The sequence below is a fragment of the Clostridium omnivorum genome, from assembly GCF_026012015.1.
Classification (GTDB): domain Bacteria; phylum Bacillota; class Clostridia; order Clostridiales; family Clostridiaceae; genus Clostridium_AX; species Clostridium_AX omnivorum.
The window spans coordinates 3,862,479-3,882,339 of record NZ_BRXR01000001.1 but is presented as its reverse complement, the minus strand read 5'-3'; the positions used below and the strand labels follow the sequence as shown (position 1 = coordinate 3,882,339).

17 protein-coding genes and 1 riboswitch are annotated in these 19,861 nt (G+C 31.1%); of the genes, 6 read left to right on the top strand and 11 right to left on the bottom strand.

The window, feature by feature from the left end; translation table 11 throughout:
• Nucleotides 1-65: 65 nt before the first annotated feature.
• A complete protein-coding gene (locus bsdE14_RS18305; protein ID WP_264851439.1) occupies nucleotides 66-2,261 on the bottom strand; it encodes an ATP-dependent helicase in 2,196 nt (731 codons plus the stop codon).
• Nucleotides 2,262-2,443: 182 nt separating this feature from the next.
• Between bsdE14_RS18305 and bsdE14_RS18300 the strand changes: the two genes are divergently transcribed.
• On the top strand, nucleotides 2,444-3,934 hold the full coding sequence (locus bsdE14_RS18300) for a nicotinate phosphoribosyltransferase (RefSeq protein ID WP_264851438.1): 1,491 nt from the start codon (nucleotides 2,444-2,446) through the stop codon (nucleotides 3,932-3,934).
• Complete coding sequence (locus bsdE14_RS18295; RefSeq protein WP_264851437.1) at nucleotides 3,934-4,338, top strand: hypothetical protein; 405 nt, start codon at nucleotides 3,934-3,936, stop codon at nucleotides 4,336-4,338. Before bsdE14_RS18300 ends, bsdE14_RS18295 begins: the two co-directional genes overlap by 1 nt.
• A 37-nt stretch (nucleotides 4,339-4,375) precedes the next feature.
• Here bsdE14_RS18295 and ndk read toward each other — a convergent pair whose 3' ends face one another.
• From ndk to bsdE14_RS18260, 7 genes are all read right to left on the bottom strand, one after another.
• Nucleotides 4,376-4,792, bottom strand: a complete 417-nt coding sequence (gene ndk, locus bsdE14_RS18290) for a nucleoside-diphosphate kinase (RefSeq protein WP_264851436.1) — start codon at nucleotides 4,790-4,792, stop codon at nucleotides 4,376-4,378.
• A 109-nt stretch (nucleotides 4,793-4,901) separates the two neighbouring features.
• The gene (locus bsdE14_RS18285) at nucleotides 4,902-5,141 is read right to left on the bottom strand and encodes a hypothetical protein (protein WP_264851435.1); all 240 of its coding nucleotides are present in this window, start codon (nucleotides 5,139-5,141) and stop codon (nucleotides 4,902-4,904) included.
• 188 nt (nucleotides 5,142-5,329) lie between these two features.
• On the bottom strand, nucleotides 5,330-6,058 hold the full coding sequence (locus bsdE14_RS18280) for a DUF4430 domain-containing protein (RefSeq protein WP_264851434.1): 729 nt from the start codon (nucleotides 6,056-6,058) through the stop codon (nucleotides 5,330-5,332).
• 119 nt (nucleotides 6,059-6,177) lie between these two features.
• Nucleotides 6,178-8,019, bottom strand: coding sequence for a DUF4430 domain-containing protein (locus tag bsdE14_RS18275; RefSeq protein ID WP_264851433.1), 1,842 nt, complete (start codon nucleotides 8,017-8,019; stop codon nucleotides 6,178-6,180).
• 47 nt (nucleotides 8,020-8,066) lie between these two features.
• Entirely contained in the window at nucleotides 8,067-8,750 is a 684-nt protein-coding gene (locus bsdE14_RS18270) for an ECF transporter S component (protein WP_264851432.1), read from the bottom strand.
• 20 nt (nucleotides 8,751-8,770) lie between these two features.
• Nucleotides 8,771-10,384, bottom strand: coding sequence for an ABC transporter ATP-binding protein (locus tag bsdE14_RS18265; protein WP_264851431.1), 1,614 nt, complete (start codon nucleotides 10,382-10,384; stop codon nucleotides 8,771-8,773).
• Entirely contained in the window at nucleotides 10,372-11,238 is an 867-nt protein-coding gene (locus bsdE14_RS18260; protein ID WP_264851430.1) for an energy-coupling factor transporter transmembrane component T, read from the bottom strand. Before bsdE14_RS18260 ends, bsdE14_RS18265 begins: the two co-directional genes overlap by 13 nt.
• A gap of 74 nt (nucleotides 11,239-11,312) precedes the next feature.
• Nucleotides 11,313-11,491, bottom strand: a riboswitch (cobalamin riboswitch).
• A 105-nt stretch (nucleotides 11,492-11,596) separates the two neighbouring features.
• On the opposite strand from bsdE14_RS18260, the gene bsdE14_RS18255 reads away from it, so the two are divergent.
• Nucleotides 11,597-11,944: a hypothetical protein gene (locus bsdE14_RS18255; RefSeq protein WP_264851429.1), complete on the top strand. Its 348-nt coding sequence runs from the start codon at nucleotides 11,597-11,599 to the stop codon at nucleotides 11,942-11,944.
• Here bsdE14_RS18255 and bsdE14_RS18250 read toward each other — a convergent pair.
• Nucleotides 11,941-12,549: an NUDIX hydrolase gene (locus bsdE14_RS18250; RefSeq protein WP_264851428.1), complete on the bottom strand. Its 609-nt coding sequence runs from the start codon at nucleotides 12,547-12,549 to the stop codon at nucleotides 11,941-11,943. The two genes, bsdE14_RS18255 and bsdE14_RS18250, sit on opposite strands and share 4 nt — an antisense overlap.
• Nucleotides 12,550-12,691: 142 nt before the next feature.
• Between bsdE14_RS18250 and bsdE14_RS18245 the strand changes: the two genes are divergently transcribed.
• Nucleotides 12,692-13,933, top strand: coding sequence for a D-alanyl-D-alanine carboxypeptidase family protein (locus bsdE14_RS18245; protein WP_264851427.1), 1,242 nt, complete (start codon nucleotides 12,692-12,694; stop codon nucleotides 13,931-13,933).
• A gap of 17 nt (nucleotides 13,934-13,950) precedes the next feature.
• Here the strand turns inward: bsdE14_RS18245 and bsdE14_RS18240 are convergent, their stop codons facing one another.
• Nucleotides 13,951-15,078, bottom strand: a complete 1,128-nt coding sequence (locus bsdE14_RS18240) for an aminopeptidase (protein WP_264851426.1) — start codon at nucleotides 15,076-15,078, stop codon at nucleotides 13,951-13,953.
• A gap of 117 nt (nucleotides 15,079-15,195) precedes the next feature.
• Nucleotides 15,196-16,095 (bottom strand): DMT family transporter, encoded by a 900-nt coding sequence (locus tag bsdE14_RS18235; protein WP_264851425.1) that lies wholly within the window; start codon nucleotides 16,093-16,095, stop codon nucleotides 15,196-15,198.
• 141 nt (nucleotides 16,096-16,236) lie between these two features.
• Between bsdE14_RS18235 and hypF the strand changes: the two genes are divergently transcribed.
• Nucleotides 16,237-18,543: a carbamoyltransferase HypF gene (gene hypF / locus bsdE14_RS18230; protein WP_264851424.1), complete on the top strand. Its 2,307-nt coding sequence runs from the start codon at nucleotides 16,237-16,239 to the stop codon at nucleotides 18,541-18,543.
• A gap of 282 nt (nucleotides 18,544-18,825) precedes the next feature.
• On the top strand, nucleotides 18,826-19,854 hold the full coding sequence (gene ltaE / locus bsdE14_RS18225; RefSeq protein WP_264851423.1) for a low-specificity L-threonine aldolase: 1,029 nt from the start codon (nucleotides 18,826-18,828) through the stop codon (nucleotides 19,852-19,854).
• Nucleotides 19,855-19,861: the final 7 nt, after the last annotated feature.

Sequence of the window (19,861 nt, the reverse complement as noted above, 5' to 3'; positions counted from 1 at the left end):
TAAATTATATATTATTACATCCTAAGATTCAACAAAACACGATATTTTATGAGAATATCCCACATTTATCCTACCTTTTTTAAAAGTCTATTATTATAGACTACATATATATCAAACTTTCTTATAATATCATCACTAAACTTTATATCTATTTCTTTATTATTAATATTAATTACTTCACCTTCACCAAATGTATTATGAATTACCTTATCTCCTATCCCAAACTCATGTTTCAGTGTGTGAAGCTGAAATTTACATTCACCAATAAATCTAGAAGGCTCTTTGAGCTTACCTCTAACCATTCTTGGAGCAAACAAGAACAAGTTATCAATTGTTCTTGTGATTCCAACATAAAACAACCTTCTCTCCTCTTCTTCATTATCCGGAATACTATTAGCATGAGGTATGTTTTCTTCGTTACAATTTATTATAAAAACATTTTTGAATTCCATTCCTTTTACACCATGAATTGTGCTTAAAATAACACTATCTTCATTATGCTTTTTCTTATTTTTTTGTAGTTCCTCTTTTACCTTATCTACATGTACAAGGAACGTTATTATTGTATTAAATTCTGATGCCGCCTGTTTAAATTCTTCTAAAATTTCCTCAAGTTCAGATACATCAGTTTTAAATTTTGAGCAATACTGAACTATATAATCATGATATCCCAAATCAGTAATTATATAATTAATAGCCCCTGCAAGTGACATTTTATTTAAATTATGAATATCCTTTCTTAAGGTATCCAAACTTTTAATTTGAAATACAGGTGTTGATTCTAAACCTTTTATAAACTCAAAGCAATCTTCTTGTACTGTACAAGCTTTTAGCTTATCCAGTGTAATCTTACTAACATATCTAAAGGGTTTATTAATAATTTTCATAAAGCTATCTCTATCTGTTTTATCAATGCTTAGTTTCAAATAAGCTATAATATCTTTACTTATGAAATGTTCAAAAAAATTATATTCTTTATCAAGCAGCTTAAAAGGTACCTTTTTTCTAATAAATGCATCAATTATACTTCTGCTTTCCATATTAGTTCTGTAAAGCACTGCACTATCGCTATAATTATAACTTCCTATTTCCTTGAGTTTTTGTATTTCCAAGGCAATTTCATCACTCTCACTGCTTTCATCACTGCAGCCTGAAACTCTAATAAGTTTAGAATTATTTTTACTAGCTACCATACTTTTTTTATATCGAATCTTATTATTTTCAATTAAATTTAGAGCACTAGTAATAACATTTTCATGACTTCTATAATTTGTTGAAAGCTCTAGTTTATTGCTATCTTTAAAATAATAATTGAAATCCACCATACAATCTGGTCTGGAACCTCTAAACCCGTATATGCACTGATCCTCGTCACCTACTGCAAAAATAGAATTTTTTTCATTTAAAAGCCTTAACAGCTGGATTTGAAGTATATCACAATCTTGGAATTCATCTACAAGCATGTATTTAAAGCCTCTTCTATAAAAGTCTAAAACCTCTGGATTTTCTATGAATAACTTTTTACAATTTATTTGAAGATCATCAAAATCCATAAGCCCTTTTTCTGTCTTGTAGCTTTCATAATTATTATAGCAACCAATAAAAATGTTTTTATCCATTCCTGAATCAAAATTTTCTATAGGAGTACCACTACTTTTTATTAGTGAAATATTGTTTAGCACTTCCTTAACCTTTTCTTCACTAATATCATCTAAATATTCTGTAAGTGTATTAAAGATTAGCCTATAGGCTTCTGATGGTTCCAATATCTTAATTTCACCAAAGCCTTTCAACAATATTTTGTAAAATAATCCATGAAAGGTACCAAAGAAAGGTAATCTATTGTTGCTATTCATCTTTTCATACCTTTGTTTCATATTCAGCGCTGCAGCTTTAGTAAATGTAATTACAATTATGTTGCCAGGATTTACTGCTCTATATTCAAGAAGCTGCTGCAATCTTCCTGTTATATTTGCGCTGCCCCTATTATCCCTTATAAAAGCCTTTAACAGTTTTATATCGTCTATAGTTAAATTTTCTGGTGCCTCATTCTTATTATAAACTTCTCCAAATTTAGTAAGGTACAGAAGTCTATTCACTAATACAGTGGTTTTGCCAGACCCAGGACACGCAATTAATAATAAATTTCTACTGCTTGTTAACACAGCAGTTCTCTGCTCATTATTTAAATGTTTAAATTTAGATTCAATTATTTTATCTCTAAGTTCACAAAATTCACTTTTTAAAAGTCCTTTGGACATCTGCTGCTCACCTCTGTTTCACATTAAAACATTATACCATCAAAACAAATATCTAATCAAAATTTTAATGTTAAAATAATTATTATCTGTTGATATTCATATAATAAAAATGGTTGTAATAATTAGCATCCAGGTTTAAAATAAAGATGATAAAAAATATTACAGGTTTAGGAGAGACGAACATGGAATATAATAAAAATTTCAATATAAGAAATGGAAGAAATCTTACCATGTTGGTAGATTTTTATGAATTAACCATGGCAAATGGTTATTTAGATAACAATGTAGGTGAAAAAATCGCCTATTTTGATATGTTCTTTAGAAGAGTTCCTGATGGCGGTGGATACTGCATTATGGCGGGAGTTCAACAGCTTATAGAATATTTATCCTCATTAACCTTTACAGAAGATGATATAGAGTATTTAAGAAGTAAAAATTCATTTTCTGAAAAGTTCTTAAACTACCTAGAAAACTTTAAGTTTACTTGCGATGTTTGGGCAATTCCTGAAGGTAATCCCGTGTTGCCAAATGAACCTCTAGTAATAGTTCGTGGGCCTATTATTCAAGCACAATTTGTTGAAACCATGATACTTCTTACAATAAATCATCAAACTCTTATTGCAACTAAAGCTAATAGAATATGCCGTTCAGCCGAAGGAAAGCCTGTTATGGAATTTGGTTCAAGAAGGGCCCAGGGTTATGATGGTGCAATATATGGTGCAAGAGCTGCAATGATTGGAGGCTGTTCTTCTTCTGCTTGTACAATTGCGGAAGAGATGTTTGGTATACCAGCTGCAGGAACTATGGCACACAGTTGGGTTCAATTATTCCCAAATGAATATGAAGCCTTCGCAGCTTGGGCAAAAACCTACCCAGATAATTGTACATTACTAATAGATACTTATAATGTACTTAAATCTGGACTACCTAATGCGATAAAAGTTTTTGATGAAATTCTTAAACCCTTAGGTCACAGACCAAAGGGTGTGAGAATAGACAGCGGCGATATTACTTATCTTACTAAAAAATGTAGAGAAATGTTGGATGCTGCTGGCTATGAAGATGTTAATATTGTTATATCAAATTCACTAGATGAGTATATAATAAGAGATGTATTATCTCAAGGAGCTAAAATTGATGCCTTTGGTGTAGGTGAAAGGCTTATTACTGCTAAATCAGAGCCTGTTTTTGGTGGTGTTTATAAGCTTGTAGCAATCGAAGATGATAACGAAATTATTCCTAAAATTAAAATAAGTGAGAATGAAGAAAAAATCACTAATCCTGGCTTTAAAAAGATTTATAGAATATTTGATAAAAATTCAGATAAAGCAATAGCAGACCTAATTACACTTAATGATGAAAATATAAATGAATCAAAATCCCTTGAACTATTTAATCCAGTATATACCTGGAAGAGAAAAAGGGTTAAAAACTTTTATGCAAAGGAATTAATGGTTAAAATATTTGATAACGGAGTACCAGTGTATGAAAGTCCTGAAGTTATGGAAATAAGAGATTATGCAAAACAGGAAGTAGAAAAGCTGTGGCCAGAGGTTTTAAGACTTGAAAATCCTCATACTTATTATGTTGATTTATCAACAAACCTGTGGAACTTAAAGCAAAACTTACTTCACCAGTACACAGATATATTTGAAGAATCGGATGAAAAATGATGAATACAAAAGTTAAAATTAAAATCTCAGAAGAAGCCTATGTTAGAGCAATTGAAATACTAGATGAAGTAAAAGAATTTTCCCATCTTCGCTTTTCATACAAAGATGGCTGCTGCGGAAGTAATAAGATTGAATTGTATCTTGATAATGCTGCACCTAAAGATACAATATGTATGATTGATGAACTTCCAGTTATTTATGATAGTGAAGTAAGTGAAAATATAAAAGAAATAACCTTAGTATATAGAGAAGGTAATTTTATGATAAAGACTGAGCCTATTAAGCCTTTGTACAAAAATTGTAGCACCTGTACTAAAGGCTGCGGAAATAACAGCGGTTCCTGTCATGGTAATGGAAATAATTGCGGCAGCGAGAAAAATTGTAAAGGATGCTCGAAATTCTAAAAAACATCGCAAGTTTACTTGCGATGTTTTTAAACTTTTATCTATTGGTTTTATAATTCTTAAACCATATTTTAATTTCTCTCTCAGCATGTTCTATACTATCTGAGGCATGAACTAAGTTTCTTGTTTTATCAAAAGCAAATCTGCCTCTTATGCTCCCCAGTTCTGCCTTTTCAGGATCCTTATCTCCATTTAATCTTCGAACTATAGCTACAGCATCTTTTCCGCTAAGTACCATAGCACAAATTGGTCCTTCTGTTATATACTTAATCAGTTCTTCAAAATATGGTCTTCCCTTATGTTCTTCATAATGTGCTTCAGCAAGTTCGCGAGATGGCATGATAAGTTCTAGGGCTTCAATATTTAAAGCCTTTTCTTCATAGCAATTAATTATATCTCCTACTAATTTTCTTTTAACACCATCAGGTTTTATTAGTACTAATGTATTTTCCAAGATTGACCTCCTCTTCCACTTTTCTAATATTAGTATTATATTCAATATTTTATGTTGTAAACAATAATATTGAATAAAAATAAAACTTTAAGAGAATGTCCCTTAAAGTTTAAATATCACTTGACTTAATATAATCATAATTTACATAGGTTTTATCAATAGAGTCATATTTCTCTTCTTCTTCTTCATAGTCATCATATTTATAAAACTCTTCAGTTTTAGCTCTCCTATGACCAGTAAGTGTTTTAAATGGACATATTCCTCCATTTTCTTCCCAATTAAAGAAAACACATTCCTCGAAGCATTGAACTTCATTATCATTGCTTGATAAAAAAGTACATAATGACATCTCAACACCCTCTCCCCCGGCAGTATAGGTAATATTATATACTACATTTAATGGAAAATAAAGAGTATTTTCAATTGTTTACTAATTTTTAATTATTCTTTTAAATTAAACTAATTATTTGTCCAATTTTTTAATAATCTATACTTTTGTAATAAAAATAAATTTACCATTTTTATTCTTCGATATAGTTATGGTTTTGTTCCATCCTTAACATACTTCCACGTAATTGTAGCATTGTCTTCTGGAGTAAAATCACTGGAGCCTATAGATGGTTTTTTATCTTTTATATAATAACACCATCCATCAGTACTTGGGTTTAAAGATCTTTCTCTAATTCCATTAATTGATCTAAAATATCCTGATACATAAGAATAATTAATATTAAATTTAGTCAAAGTATCTTTAGTTATATCTGCTACATTTCTTCCTTGAAAATTAACTCTTGTTGAACAAATAACTTTATTATTAACTTCATCCATAACAATAAAGTTTGGGCTTTGATTTGAATTAGTGCCACCATTCGAAGTTTGTGAAGCATTTGTACTTGTAGAACTATTTGTGCTTGCTGCAGTATTTGTATTGCTGCTCTTTGGTGCTACGGTTTTTGATGTACTTTGCTTACTAGTTTCATTAACTTTATCCGAACTATTCTGCTGAGTAGTTTTGCTGGCATCTTTCGTTTCTTCGTTTTTAGCTTCATTATTACTAGCTTTGTCTGTATTTTGTGTATTGGCATTAGCATCTTTTTTAGAATCTTCATTTGTATTTTCTTTTAAATCACCTTGTAATACTGTTGACCCAGTTTTACTTGCTACTTCGTTACTAACTAGCTTTTTTTGCATTTCATTTGCAAAGAATATTGCTGCTACAGATATTAGTAAAACTACAAAAATTAATATACCTTTTTTCTTCAACATACTACCTCCTAAATAATATTACTAAGAAGTTTTAAACTTCAATTATACGTAACTATTTTAAAAATATAAGTGAATAGGGCAATGCCTTAAGCTCTATCTGCTCAGGCAGCCCTATATCCTTAGTTAGTCTTTTTATTTCTAAATAGCACTCCAAAAGCTCCAAATGCTATTAAGATAAATCCAAAAGTTAATTCAATATTAAAATCTACAAAAGTTCCTGTTTGTGGAAGTTCTTTTGAAGAAGAATTTTGTGCTGTATTTGATGCAGTTGTATTTACTGTTGTCTGCTCTGTTCCATATACCTTTAGAGTTGATAAATCCACATTAGTAGAATATAAGTTAAACTTTCCTGACTTTTTAAATTCCTCTAAAGATACTAGTGCTCTAAAAGCCTCTTCAGTGGCAATTTTATTATTTGTACCAGTTAACTCATGTTTATATTGCCCATCAGTTCCTTTAAAAGATAGTAATGCTGAAACTAAATCGCCCTTTTCTTTTTTAAACATGCCATCTTCAGGATTAATTCCTAAGGAAGTTAGTCCTATAATTACAAAGGATATACTCTCACTAGCATTTCCGTATTGGCTTGGAATATAGCCACTTATATTTTGCAAAGCTGATAGTGTTTTTACTACATTATCAACTGTGGCTTTTACATCACTATTAGTTGAATAATAAGGTGCCAGTGCACTTAAGGTTATACCCGTTAAATCTGGATCTATAGTGCTTCCATAATATGTCCATCCTACAACTGGAGTTGTTCCAATGTTGTAGCTTAACTTGCTGCTTAAAATTTGTTTTACTAATGTATCTCTGTTTATCTTATAATTCTTGCCATCAATATTTAAGTAGTTCATTGTTATTAACCCAAAAATTATATCATTGCTGAAAAATTCGCTTTTATCCTTATTGAATAATTCTGCAACTAAATCATGCCCAGCAAAATTATATGGACTATACCCACAGGCAACAAGACCCATAATCAGCTTTTCAACATCAGTATTGTATAAATCTTTTATTCCATTTTCTTTTATATCCTTCATTGAATCTTGAATAAATTGCTCATTTGGCTTAATACCAAGCTTGCTTAAGCTTATAGCACTCCAAGCATCAGAAGTATTTTTTATATAATTTGAAGTTGCAGCTGTTTCAGTATCAATGCTTTTTACAACCTTTGTGTTATCTATTTCTACTACTTTGTTTGCATAAGCAGCATCAGAATAGTTCATGCTTGGTGAATTAACTCCATCAATAGTAAATGTACCTTTATCCATAACAACAGTTGGTATATCATTAGTTCTATACCCACTTATCTTATATGTATGCTGCCCCTTTGAAAGTCCAAAAGGTAAGTTTATTTCACCTTTATTATTAGTTGCCATTGGAAGCAAGTCATCTATAACCACAACAGCATTTGCTATTGGCATATTTGTATTAGTACCTACATAAGTTACAGGATCGTATTTTACATAATCATAGCTAAAAGTAATAGTAATATTTTCATTTTCTTTAACTATATTAGGTGTAAACTTTATATTATTAATATATGGAGTTTCATATGTTCCATAATATAAAACAATATAGTCACCTTCCTGTGGAATATATTGGTCCATACCTACATTTGGTGTTATTATCTTAGTAGAATTTTTTACATAATAGTTCCATCCGCTTGGATACTTGGCAGTTAAATCTCCAATAGTAGTGATATAAGTTGGATATTTAGGATCTGTTTCCATCTTTATATTATTATTTTGAAGAAGTGTCTTCACCATTTCAAAGGCGTTGGAACCCTTAATATCACCAGAAACCATAGTTGATGTTAAGCCTTCTATTCTTAAGTGCGCTGTTGGATTTTCTACAGCTTTAACTCTTAATCCAGCACCCATAAGCTGCATAGCTGTAATTAGAATAACCATTGTAATTGTGAAAATACTATTTAAAAATATTTTCTTTGTTTTCATTATATTTCCCCCTTTAAAAGTAATAATAATTTATATAAAAGTAGCTTTTATTTCAAATATGTAACTTTAAGTCTCTTTTTAAATCTGTCCATTACCTTATAGAAGCTGTCGTAGAATATAATACAAAATATAAAGCTGCTGACTGCATGCATTATATCAAAAGTTAAACCCGTAGCATAAGCTAGTGCAATGGTTTTAATATTAAGTGGTCTTATAAAGCCAATCACATGCCATAAGTTCATTATCCAATCAAACATGAAGCCATATAGAAAGCAAATTACTGAAAATTTTTCAGCAGAAGGCTTTTTTCCTTTTCCTATTAAGCCTGATATTGCTCCAACTAGCCCCCAGGCAAACATCTGCCATGGCGTCCATGGTCCTTGGCCAAGAAAAATATTAGAAATGAATCCTGCAGTACTTCCAATTAAAAAACCTTCATAAGGTCCGAAAACTAACCCTGATAATGCCACTAAAAATGTAGTTGGCTTTATATTGGGAAAAGCTGCAAATGCTGCTCTAGCAACTGCAGCAAAAGTACTAAGGGTTGCAATTACTGCAATTTCTTTTGTACCCATACTACTATTTTCAAAATAAAAATAACTAGCGGCTAGAATAATAATTACAAAGACTGTTATTATAAGAGAAAATTTTTCACTCCCTCCAAGCTTAATTGCCAAAATCATTAAAATCAGTGATGCTAAGAAAGTAAAATAAATATATAATTTTTTCATAATCATTTCCTTTACTGATTCTATAAAATTTGCGATATATCGCTGAGATTAAATAAGTCCGGGTTAATATCCCTAACCAATTTATTTATTGTTGTTGTATAATATATTCCATCTTTAAATATATCGTATTTACTTCCCTTAGAAACTATTTCTCCATTAAACATAAGGCAAAAGCTATTACAGTATTGTGAAGCAAACTCCATATCGTGTGTTACAAGGATTATTGTAGTTCCATTTTTGTTTAAATCCTTTAGAATCGTTCCTAGTAGTTTCTTAACTTCGCTATCCAAGCCTCTTGTTGGTTCATCTAATAATAAAACTTTTGGCCTTAATACTAACATTGCTGCTATAGCAACGCGCTGCTTTTCTCCGCCACTTAAATCCCTAGGATTTCTGTCTTTAAGTTCAGTAATCCCTAATGCATTTAAAGTTTCTTCAATGACAGATAAATCCTTAATCTCATGATTATCCAGTGTAAACTTCAATTCTTCATAAACAGTATCTTTATATAAATAATCATTTGGGTTTTGTGAAACATAGCCAATAGTTTGTGAAACCTGCTTTAGTTTCATTTTTTTAACTTCCTTATCATAGAGTTTTATGCTACCTGAATACTTTAAAAGTCCTGTAATCGCTTTTAGAAGTGTACTTTTTCCAGCGCCATTAGCACCTAATATACCCAAAAACTCTCCTTCTTTAATTTCTAAATCTGTATCCCTTAAAACATTATTTCCTTCATAACCACAGTTAAGATTATTAATATTAATGACGGCTTTATTATTTGAGCTTATGCTCTGCTGTTGGTTAATCTTTATATTTGCAGCCTTAAGCTCCTTTCTTGCCTCTTTAAAGCTCTTAGGCATCCTATCTATGTTTAAATGCTTAAATAATTTTAAATATCCAGGAAGAAATCTTAATAGATACTCATCCTTACTGTTGTACATTTCTTCCTTTGAACCAGCAAAAGAGATTTTACCTTCTTTAATAACTGCTATTTTATCCGCCAAATCAAACCATCTATCAATTCGCTGTTCAATAATAATCAATGTTATTCCAAGCTCTTCATTAATTTTTTTTATTAGTGCAGCTACTTCCTCAGCTGCAGCTGGATCAAGCTGAGAGGTTGGTTCATCTAAAATAATACATTTAGGCATATATGCAACTGCAGAAGTTATTGATACCTTTTGCTTTTGACCCCCAGAAAGGGTATTAATTTTTGTATATGCTAAGTCTAGTATATTTGAAAATTGAAGCGATTCCCAAACTCTTCTCTTTATCTGTTCTTCTGGTACTGAAACATTTTCAAGTCCAAAAGCTATTTCTCTATGTACAGTGTTCATTACTAGTTGTTTTTCAGGATCCTGAAAAACCATAGTTATTTCTTTAGCTCTGTCTTTATGCTCTATTTTATCAACCTCAGTATTATCAAGAGATACTTTGCCAGATATAGTACCACCATAAAAATTTGGAATTGAACCACATAAACACTTAGCAAGTGTTGATTTTCCTGAACCAGAACTACCTAATAACAGTAAAACATCACCTTTTTCAATAGATAAATTAATACTATCTAAAACATTTTTATTGCTTTCAGGATATTTATAACTTAATCCTTCAATATCTATATATGCCATCTTTTACTCCTTGATTTTATTAAAAGCTGTATTGAAATTAAAACTGTAAGTGCAGCTATAAATACTGCTGAAATGCTTAATGCGTTATACATTGACATATTCGTATATACATCATACTTAACTTTTCCAAGAATATCGAAAATCAAATATAATGCTACAAGTAATAGGCTATTGCCAATTAAAAAGTAGTCATTATGAAAAAACTTTTGTCTTTCATATACGCTTCTTTTTGAACTTAAAAAGCCTCTAATATATGCAGCCTCACCTATATCAAAAGATCCATCTAATGAACTTTCCAAAAGTATAGAAAGTATAGGAACATAGCTTTTCACTTTATCTTTTAAACTCTTTCCTTCATAATTTACTCCTCTTAAGCTATAAATTTCTTTAATGCTGTTAATTCTCTGTCTCATTATGGCAAAAAGCTTAAAGGATATCATTAAAATCAATGTAGATTTTGGAACTTTACTTGAAAAATAAGACACAGCTCTATCGGAATTAAGTAAAATTGAAATTATCATAAAAATGTAGATAATAAGCAACAGCTTAAAAGCTAGTATACTTCCATATATCAATGCTTCTAAAGTAAAACTTTTGTTACCAATTGAAAAAAGCTTACTTTTTCCTTCATCTACAAAAATAAAGTTAATTGATACCGTAACAATAAAGAAGGGTATAAAGTAAATAATTCCAAGCTTAAACTTGTCTATGCTTTTCCAAGAATAAAATATAATAAAACAAGTTATTAGAACAGCTCCTAAAATCACTGGATTATTAGTTAAAAATGTTAATATCAGCAGCGAGAAACATATAACAGCAACAGTTAATATATGTAGAGTGTTTTCTTTTTTCATATTTCCTCCGAAAAATAAAAAACCGAACTAGAAAAAGCCCGGCAATAAATTACCTAGCCTTCCCTCCGAAGGTGGATTATACACAAATTGCATAAGATATCCTGACTCACATTTCATCCTCCTGGTAACCTTCCCTGATAAAATCAAGTGGTTATATACCATTTGTCTATGATTACAGTAGCGGGGGCTGTTGTGGATTCAAACCACATTCCCTCATGCAATTTTTATTTCATTTTCAATACTAGCATAACATTATTAACTGCTTTTTTCAATAGTTAACCCTGTATAAAAAATATTAAGTTTATATATGGTTATACTATTAATAAATAAACAAGTAATTTAAACGGAGGTAACTAATATGACTATAACAAGTTTATCTTTATCTTATTATTTTCTAGGAGTATCAATTATTGCCCTAGCCTTTTTATTTTACTTTAAGACTTTAGTAATAAAAACCTCAAAAGAAAATGAAAGCAGAGACAAAATAATTGGTAATATGAAAGATCCAGATGCTTGGAGAAGCAGAAACAATAAAATGTCCTATGTATCTCTATTTTGGACCATTGTCTCACTAGCAGCCTTCATATATCTTAAATTTTTTATGGCTTCAAGGTTAATATCAATAATCTATTTAATTGTATATTTATTTGCAGTAGCTCTATCCTTGATACTTTTTGGCATTGGAAGGAAAAAGGCAACAAGTTAAAGCTCATTTTTTAATATATCTATAAAGCTTTTAACTATCATTGCCGTAAATCCCCATATAATATATTCTTGATACTTATAAAAATACTGCTTTAATTTTCCCTTACTAAACTTATAATTCTTCCCCCCCTGAATATAGTTGTAAGGAAAATCATCTTTTAAATTTGGACCTATTTCTAATTCATATAATAAGGGCTCATTATTTATAAAAAACTCCAAGGGCACTTTAAAAATATGATCAACTTCGTCCCTACTTGGCTCTTCAGGTATCCTTTTAAGCTTAGCTATAAAAGGATACATAATAGAGCCATAGGGACTTATAAAATAATCCATTTCACCAATGTATTCTAAATCCTTTTCTTCAACATTAAGTTCTTCCATTGTTTCCCTAATCGCTGCATCCCTTGCAGCCTCATTTGCTTCTATCCTTCCTCCTGGCAAGCATATATCGCCTGGCTGACTCTTCAGTTGTTTTGATCTGACTTCAAAAACTAAATATTCCTTTCCCTCTTCTTCATATATCAAAATCATCACTGAACTTTTTTTATAATTTCCTATGATTCCTGCTTTTCTGTTCTTAAATATCTTATTTATGTCAATACTCAATAATATCACCTCTAAAATGTTATTGTATCTCCTACATTTATAATATATATTAAATAAAGAACTAATAAAATAATTTTTTTATTGTAAATTTTACCATTTAATAATATACTTTGTATATATGAAAAATATATAATTTGGAGAGATGGTTTTGAAGAAAAAAATAATTGTTTTTTTATTATTAATAATGTGTCTTTTCTGTGAAAATGCAGTTGCCGCCCAAACAGAGCCAAGTATAATAGGCACCTCCGCAATCACTGTTGATGTAGATACTAAAGAGATAATTTATTCAAAAAATATTGATACTAGACTTTACCCCGCAAGTATAACTAAGCTAGTAACCGCTATGCTGCTTTCAGAGAATAAAAAGCCTGGTGATATCCTTACATATTCAGAAAAAGCTAAAATGCAGGAACCATCTTCTTTAGATCTGCCTGCTTTGGATAAACTCACTGCCAAAAATGCTATGGACGCTATGCTCTTATATTCAGCCAATGATATAGCATATATGATAGCAGAAAACATCAGTGGCAATATTAATAACTTTTCCATTCTTATGAATGATAAAGTAAAAAACCTAAATTTAAAAAATACAAATTTTGTAACTCCCAACGGGCTTCATGATCCAAATCACTATACGACTGCCTACGATTTATCCGTTATAGGCAGAGAAGTATATAATTATCCTTGGATAATGGATACAATAAAGAAGAGCAACAGCACTTTTACAACTGAGACTAACCAAGAAATTACTATTAAAAATACCAATAAACTGCTTGGAAAAGATGGTTGTATTGGCGGAAAAACCGGTTATACCTCAGATGCCGGAAGATGTCTTCTTGCTCTTTATGAAAGAAATGGAAGAAGAATTTTAGGTGTGGTTTTAAAATCTGAATATGATAAAAATGATACCGTAGTTTTTAAAGATATGGAAAAAATAATTAGCTGGAGTTATGCTGCTTCAAAAGAACCGATTATAAAAAAGAATTCCATTATAAAGACTCTCGACACTGAATACTGTATTATTCCTTTCTTAAACAGTGATACAAAATTTAACATAAGCCCGTTTAATAAACTGTCTAAGAAAATACAAATTGATTTTACGGTAAAAGAAGATATACTAAGATACAAAAACGATGTTGAATATGAGACATCCTTTGAAATTAATAAATTTGATCCAAGAAAATTAGATGTGAATACACCTGTGGGAAAATTAGAAGTTAGGGATAGAGATACTACATATTCATACAATATATACCCTACAAAGAACTTTGATAAAAGCTATATAAATAAATTTATTATTATTTCATCTATATCTATTATTTCATTTGTGCTTTTAATTATTTTAGCTTTAGCTATTAAAAGAAAAAGAAGGACCTCTAAATAAGACGTCCTTCTTTTATATTATAAATTATATTTTTCTAGAATTCCTTCTATAAAATGTCCATTTTCGTAGAACAATTCTCCATCGGCATAAATTTTACCGCCATTTCTCATGTCGCAAAGCATATCCCAATGAATTGATGATCTATTTAATCCACCTGCTTCAGGCATAGAATCACCTATAGCCATATGTATTGTTCCACCTATTTTTTCATCGAACAGCATATTCCTTGTGAAATTCTTAATTCCGTAGTTTGTACCAATAGCTACTTCTCCAAAATTGCTGGACCCTTCATCAGTAGCTAAAAGAGCTAATAGTAAATCTTCACCCTTCTTTGCTGTGGCTTTAACAACTTTACCTTTTTCTATTTCTAGTCTTATGCCTTCAATTTCTTTTCCAGCATAAATTCCTGGGAAGCTAAAGGTTATATATCCATTAATACCATCTTCTACAGGTGAAGTAAATACTTCCCCATCTGGAAAATTAACCTTACCATCACAATTAATCCACTTTCTCCCTGATACGTTAACCTTTATATCTGTCCCTTCTGATATAAAGTGCAATTCTTTTTTTGTATCAAGATATTTAACCCATCTTTCTTGCTCTGCGCTTACTCTCTTCCATTCTGCTACTGGGTCTTCAGCATCCAATAATCCTGCTCCATAAACAAAATCTTCATATTCACTAAAGCTCATTGAAGCTTCTTGTGCATCTGCATAAGTTGGGTATTGAGTTCCACACCATCTTAAGCTTCCGTCTCCCATCTTTGAGGAGTATATTGTTCTCCAGCTAGTTGCGCCTTTTGCATTTAATTGCAACTTCTCAGATGGTATATTTGAATTTGACTTAGTATTTCTTGAGCCCCAAGCTGAAAGCCAAACATCAGCTTTTTCTAAGGTGTTTTTCATTATGAAGTTTTCCTGCTGAAGTTGTTCAGCTGTGCTATATTTTAATTTAACTTCAGCTACATCGCCGGAATTTAACATTGTTTCTACATGTGCTCCAGCTTTAACTGCTTCTTTTACTACCTCTACCATCCATGGTGTTGCAACTTCGTCACTCATAACAAAAACAAATTCACCTGGTTTTACTTCTGTAGAGTAATTTACTAATAGTTTTGCAAGTTTATTTAATCTACTATCCCCCATGATTGTATCCTCCTAAATTTTACTAGTACACTGTTATCTTATCAAACTTTTAAATTTCATACAACATATTTATTTCAATATTTACACCCTAATGAAATAAAAGTTTTAATTTTCTCACTAAACTAAATCCTCAAACTTCTTTAGATTAAACCTTTCACCAAATCCCACTAGAAAAACACCTAGTATTATTATTGCACTTCCAACCACCTGCCATACCGAAATAATTTCATTAATTAAAAGTTTTGCTGAAATTAAGCTTACAATTGGTTGAAGATTTATATATGTAGTGATAACTGTAGCGCCTAAATGCTCCAAACAGTATATATACATCGCATAAGCAATACAAGAGCAAAATATAGCTAAAAAAATCAAATTTAAAGAAGCTTTAGTTGATGGAATTGTAAACTTGCTAAATAGTAAAGATGGTGCTAAAAATACGCATCCCCATATGCCTTGATATGTAGTAATAGTTATACTCTTGTATGTTCCTTTAAATTTACTAGTTATTATATTATAAACAACCCAAGTTAATGCAGCTGCCAATGCCATTAAGTCACCAATAGTACCCTTTGAAAATAAACTTATTTTTTCTTTTGACACAATTATTATTACTATTCCTACAAAACTTAGTGCAGCTCCTAAAACCTTTGGTATAGTCATCTTTTCCTTAAAAACTATTTTCTGTGCAAATAGTGTAAAAACAGGAATGGAAGATAATAATATAGCTACATTAGATGCTGATGTAAAAAGTACTGAATAATTTTCAAAGAAAAAATACAAGGCAACTCCAGTAAGTCCTCCTAGTGCCATCTTTAGTCTATCCTCTTTCAATATCTTTTCCTCAGGATATCTTATCTTCATAACAATAAACAAGATTATGGAAGCTATTAAAAATCTATAAAAAGCAGTCAATACCGGATTTATCTCTGCAACAACAACCTTAATACTTAGATAAGACACCCCCCAAATAAGCATTATTATAACAGCCAAAATATGTGCAAGTTTCTTTTCCCCCATTGTTAATGCTCCTTTACAACTAAGTTAATCATTCATTTAATTATATACTAAATTAGTATACAGGTATACTTTAAGTTTTTATCATAATTAATTATAATAGTACTTGAAATACTATTTGACACTTTAAAGCGAGGATAAATTATGAACAAAAGAATTTTTATTAAAGTATCTGGAATTGTTCAAGGGGTCGGCTTTAGACCTTTTGTCTATAACTTAGCAACCTCTCTTAAACTTAAAGGATGGGTAAACAACAATTCAGAAGGAGTTTATATAGATTTGCAGGGATCTGAGGCTGACCTTGAGAGATTCATCTACAACTTAAAAAATAATCCCCCAACTCTTTCTTATATAGATAATATTGAAATCGAAGAAAAGCAGCTGCTTGATTATACAGATTTTTCTATTAAAGAAAGCGAGAAAGTAGAACAGAGCATTACTTTAATTTCACCTGATGTAGCTATGTGCGATGATTGTAAAGCGGATATTCTTGACCCTAATAATAGAAGATATGGATATCCATTTACCAATTGCACAAACTGCGGTCCAAGGTTTTCCATAATAAAGTCTATTCCGTATGATAGGGATAAAACAACAATGAAGAAATTCCCTATGTGCAGAATCTGTAACGAAGAATATACAAATCCTACTAATAGGAGATTTCATGCTCAGCCCAATGCTTGCAAGGATTGTGGACCTCATATTTGGTTAGCAGACCACAATGGGAATGTGATAAAAGAAGATTCTCCTCACTGCAATGAGTATGCTGTGATAAAGCAAACTCAAAGTTTTCTACGAGCTGGCAATATATTTGCTATTAAGGGTCTAACAGGTTTTCATCTCTGTTGTGATGCTTCAAATTTCAAAGCAGTAAGTGAACTAAGAGAAAGAAAAAGGAGACCACACAAGCCCTTTGCAGTAATGATGAAAGACATCAATACTGTTAAAAAGTATTGTAACGTGAATCAAAAGGAATTAGAGCTTCTTACCGGAATACGTAAGCCCATTGTTCTTCTAGAAAGAAATTCAGGCTATACCCTTCCAGAAGCCGTCGCTCCTAACCAAAATACATTGGGTGTAATGCTGCCTTATACTCCATTGCACGAATTATTATTCCAAAATGGTTTAGAGGTTCTTATAATGACTAGCGCTAATGTTAATGGACTTCCACTAGAATTTGAAAATGAATCTGCAATAAGAAATCTTAATAGTATTGCTGATTATTTTTTACTTCATAATAGAGATATTTTTATTCCTGTTGATGATTCAGTAGTAAAAGTCATCAATGACAAGGAGAGACTAATAAGACGGGCACGAGGTTATGCACCAGAGCCTATAATTCAAAGTGCTGAAGACGGAATACTATGTTTAGGTCCAAATATGAAAAATACCTTTTCGCTCTCCAAATCTGACTATATCTTTATGAGCCAGCATAATGGGGATTTGGAAAATTTAGAAACCTATGAGCATTATAAAAGAAATATAAATCATTTTAAAACAATTTTTTCTTTCGAACCAAAATTATTAGTACACGATATGCACCCTGAGTATACCTCAACCCATTTTGCAGAGGAATTTGATATTCCAAAGCTTGAAGTCCAACATCATCATGCTCATATAGCTAGCTGCATGGCTGAAAACAAGCTAAATGAAACAGTAATCGGAATTAGCTTTGACGGTACTGGTTACGGTACAGATGGCGCTATTTGGGGCGGCGAATTCTTAATATGCAATTTTAAGAATTTCAAGAGAATTGGGCATCTTTCCTACGCAAACTTGTGTGGAGGAGAAAAATCAATAAAAGAGCCTTATAGGATGGCTATATCATATATATATAAAGCGCTTGGCTATGACTTCTCTCACAATGTTGTAGAAAATTTTTTCGGTGAAACTGCTGCTGAATTTCTAAAACTAATCCATAAAAAGATAAATTGTGTCAGCACTTCAAGTATGGGAAGATTTTTAGATGCAGCTGCAAGCATAATTCTTGGCATCAATCATATTACCTACGAAGGCCAAGCTTCTATAGAATTAGAAACTGCAATAGCTAAAACTTGCTCCGAACACTATAACTATAAAATAGATCAATCTATTGATAATGATGATGTTATATATGAAATAAACTTTGATAAAACAATAGCTGAACTGCTCAAAGATAAACTTTCAGGTACTGATAAATCAATTATGGCTGCAAAAGTGCACAATACAGTAATTAATTCTTCAGTAAATTTATGTACAAGAATTAGTGCTATTACAGGAATAAAAAAGATTGTATTAAGTGGAGGTGTATTTCAAAATTCCTATTTACTTAGTAATTTAAGTAATGCTATAAAGGAACTAGGATTTGAGGTCTATACACATTCAAAGATACCTTCAAATGATGGAGGTGTTTCTCTAGGTCAATTACTTATAGCTGATAGTTATATAAAAAACAATCCAAATATTTTATAAAATAAGTTGTGTCATTTTTCACTATTTCACATATTATATTAAGAGAGTTAATTTAAAACTTTTCTTAAATACATTTATAACTATCACACATGCGTATTATCTTTATTTAGATATTTATGTTCCTCCCCATTATACACACCCTCACTTTGGCTAAGGACTGGTGGTGAAGCCCCTCAATTTCTTTTTCCACCAAAATCCTTGGCCATTTTCTTTATAATAACCATATGTAAACCTTTAGTTTATTTAATTTTAAATATATAATATAGTTAAGGAGGGGTTAACATGAAATTTATAGATTTAAGAAGTGACACTGTAACAGTTCCTACTCAAGCAATGAGAGATGCTATGTATAATGCGCAAGTTGGAGATGATGTATATAGAGATGATCCAACTGTTGCTGAACTTGAGTGTTTTGCAGCCGAATTAGTTGGAAAGGAAGCAGCTCTATTTGTACCAAGTGGTACCTTTGGAAATCAACTAGCACTATTCACTCACTGTAGAAGAGGTGATGAAGTAATTTTAGGCGACGATTCACATATAGTTGTACATGAAGTTGGTGCTCCATCTGTTATAGCTGGAGTTCAGCTTAGAACACTGAAAAGTTCTAACGGACAACTTAATCCTGATGAAGTAGAATCCAAGATTAGAGGCATTGATATACATTTTCCTTCCACAGGACTTATATGCCTTGAAAATGCTCATTCTAACGGAAGAGTAATTCCTCTTTCAAATATGGAAAAAATATATAGTATTGCAAAAAAGCATAACCTTCCAGTCCATCTTGACGGTGCAAGATTATTTAACGCTGCAGCTTACTTAAAGGTTGATGCTAAAGATATAACAAAATATTGCAATTCAGTTATGTTCTGTCTTTCAAAAGGACTTTGTGCGCCAGTTGGTTCTATTTTAGCTGGAACTAAAGAGTTTATTGACAGGGCAAGAAAAGGCAGAAAACTTATGGGAGGCGGGCTTCGTCAGGCAGGTTTTCTTGCAGCTGCTGGCTTAGTAGCACTAAAAGAAATGAGAGCTAGATTAACTGAGGATCATGAAAATGCATTAATTCTAGCTGATGAGCTTTCAAAAATACCTGGAATTAAAGTTAATTATGAAAATGTACATATAAATATGGTATTTTTTGATATGAGTGAAACTAACTATGATACTGATAAACTAGTACAAGACTTCTATAATAAAGGAATTAAAATAAATTCAGCCGAGAATGGAGAAATGAGATTTGTTACTAACTACTGGGTTACAAAAGAAGATATACATTTTGTAATTGATACCTTTAAAGAAATTCTTAGTGCATAAAAAAATC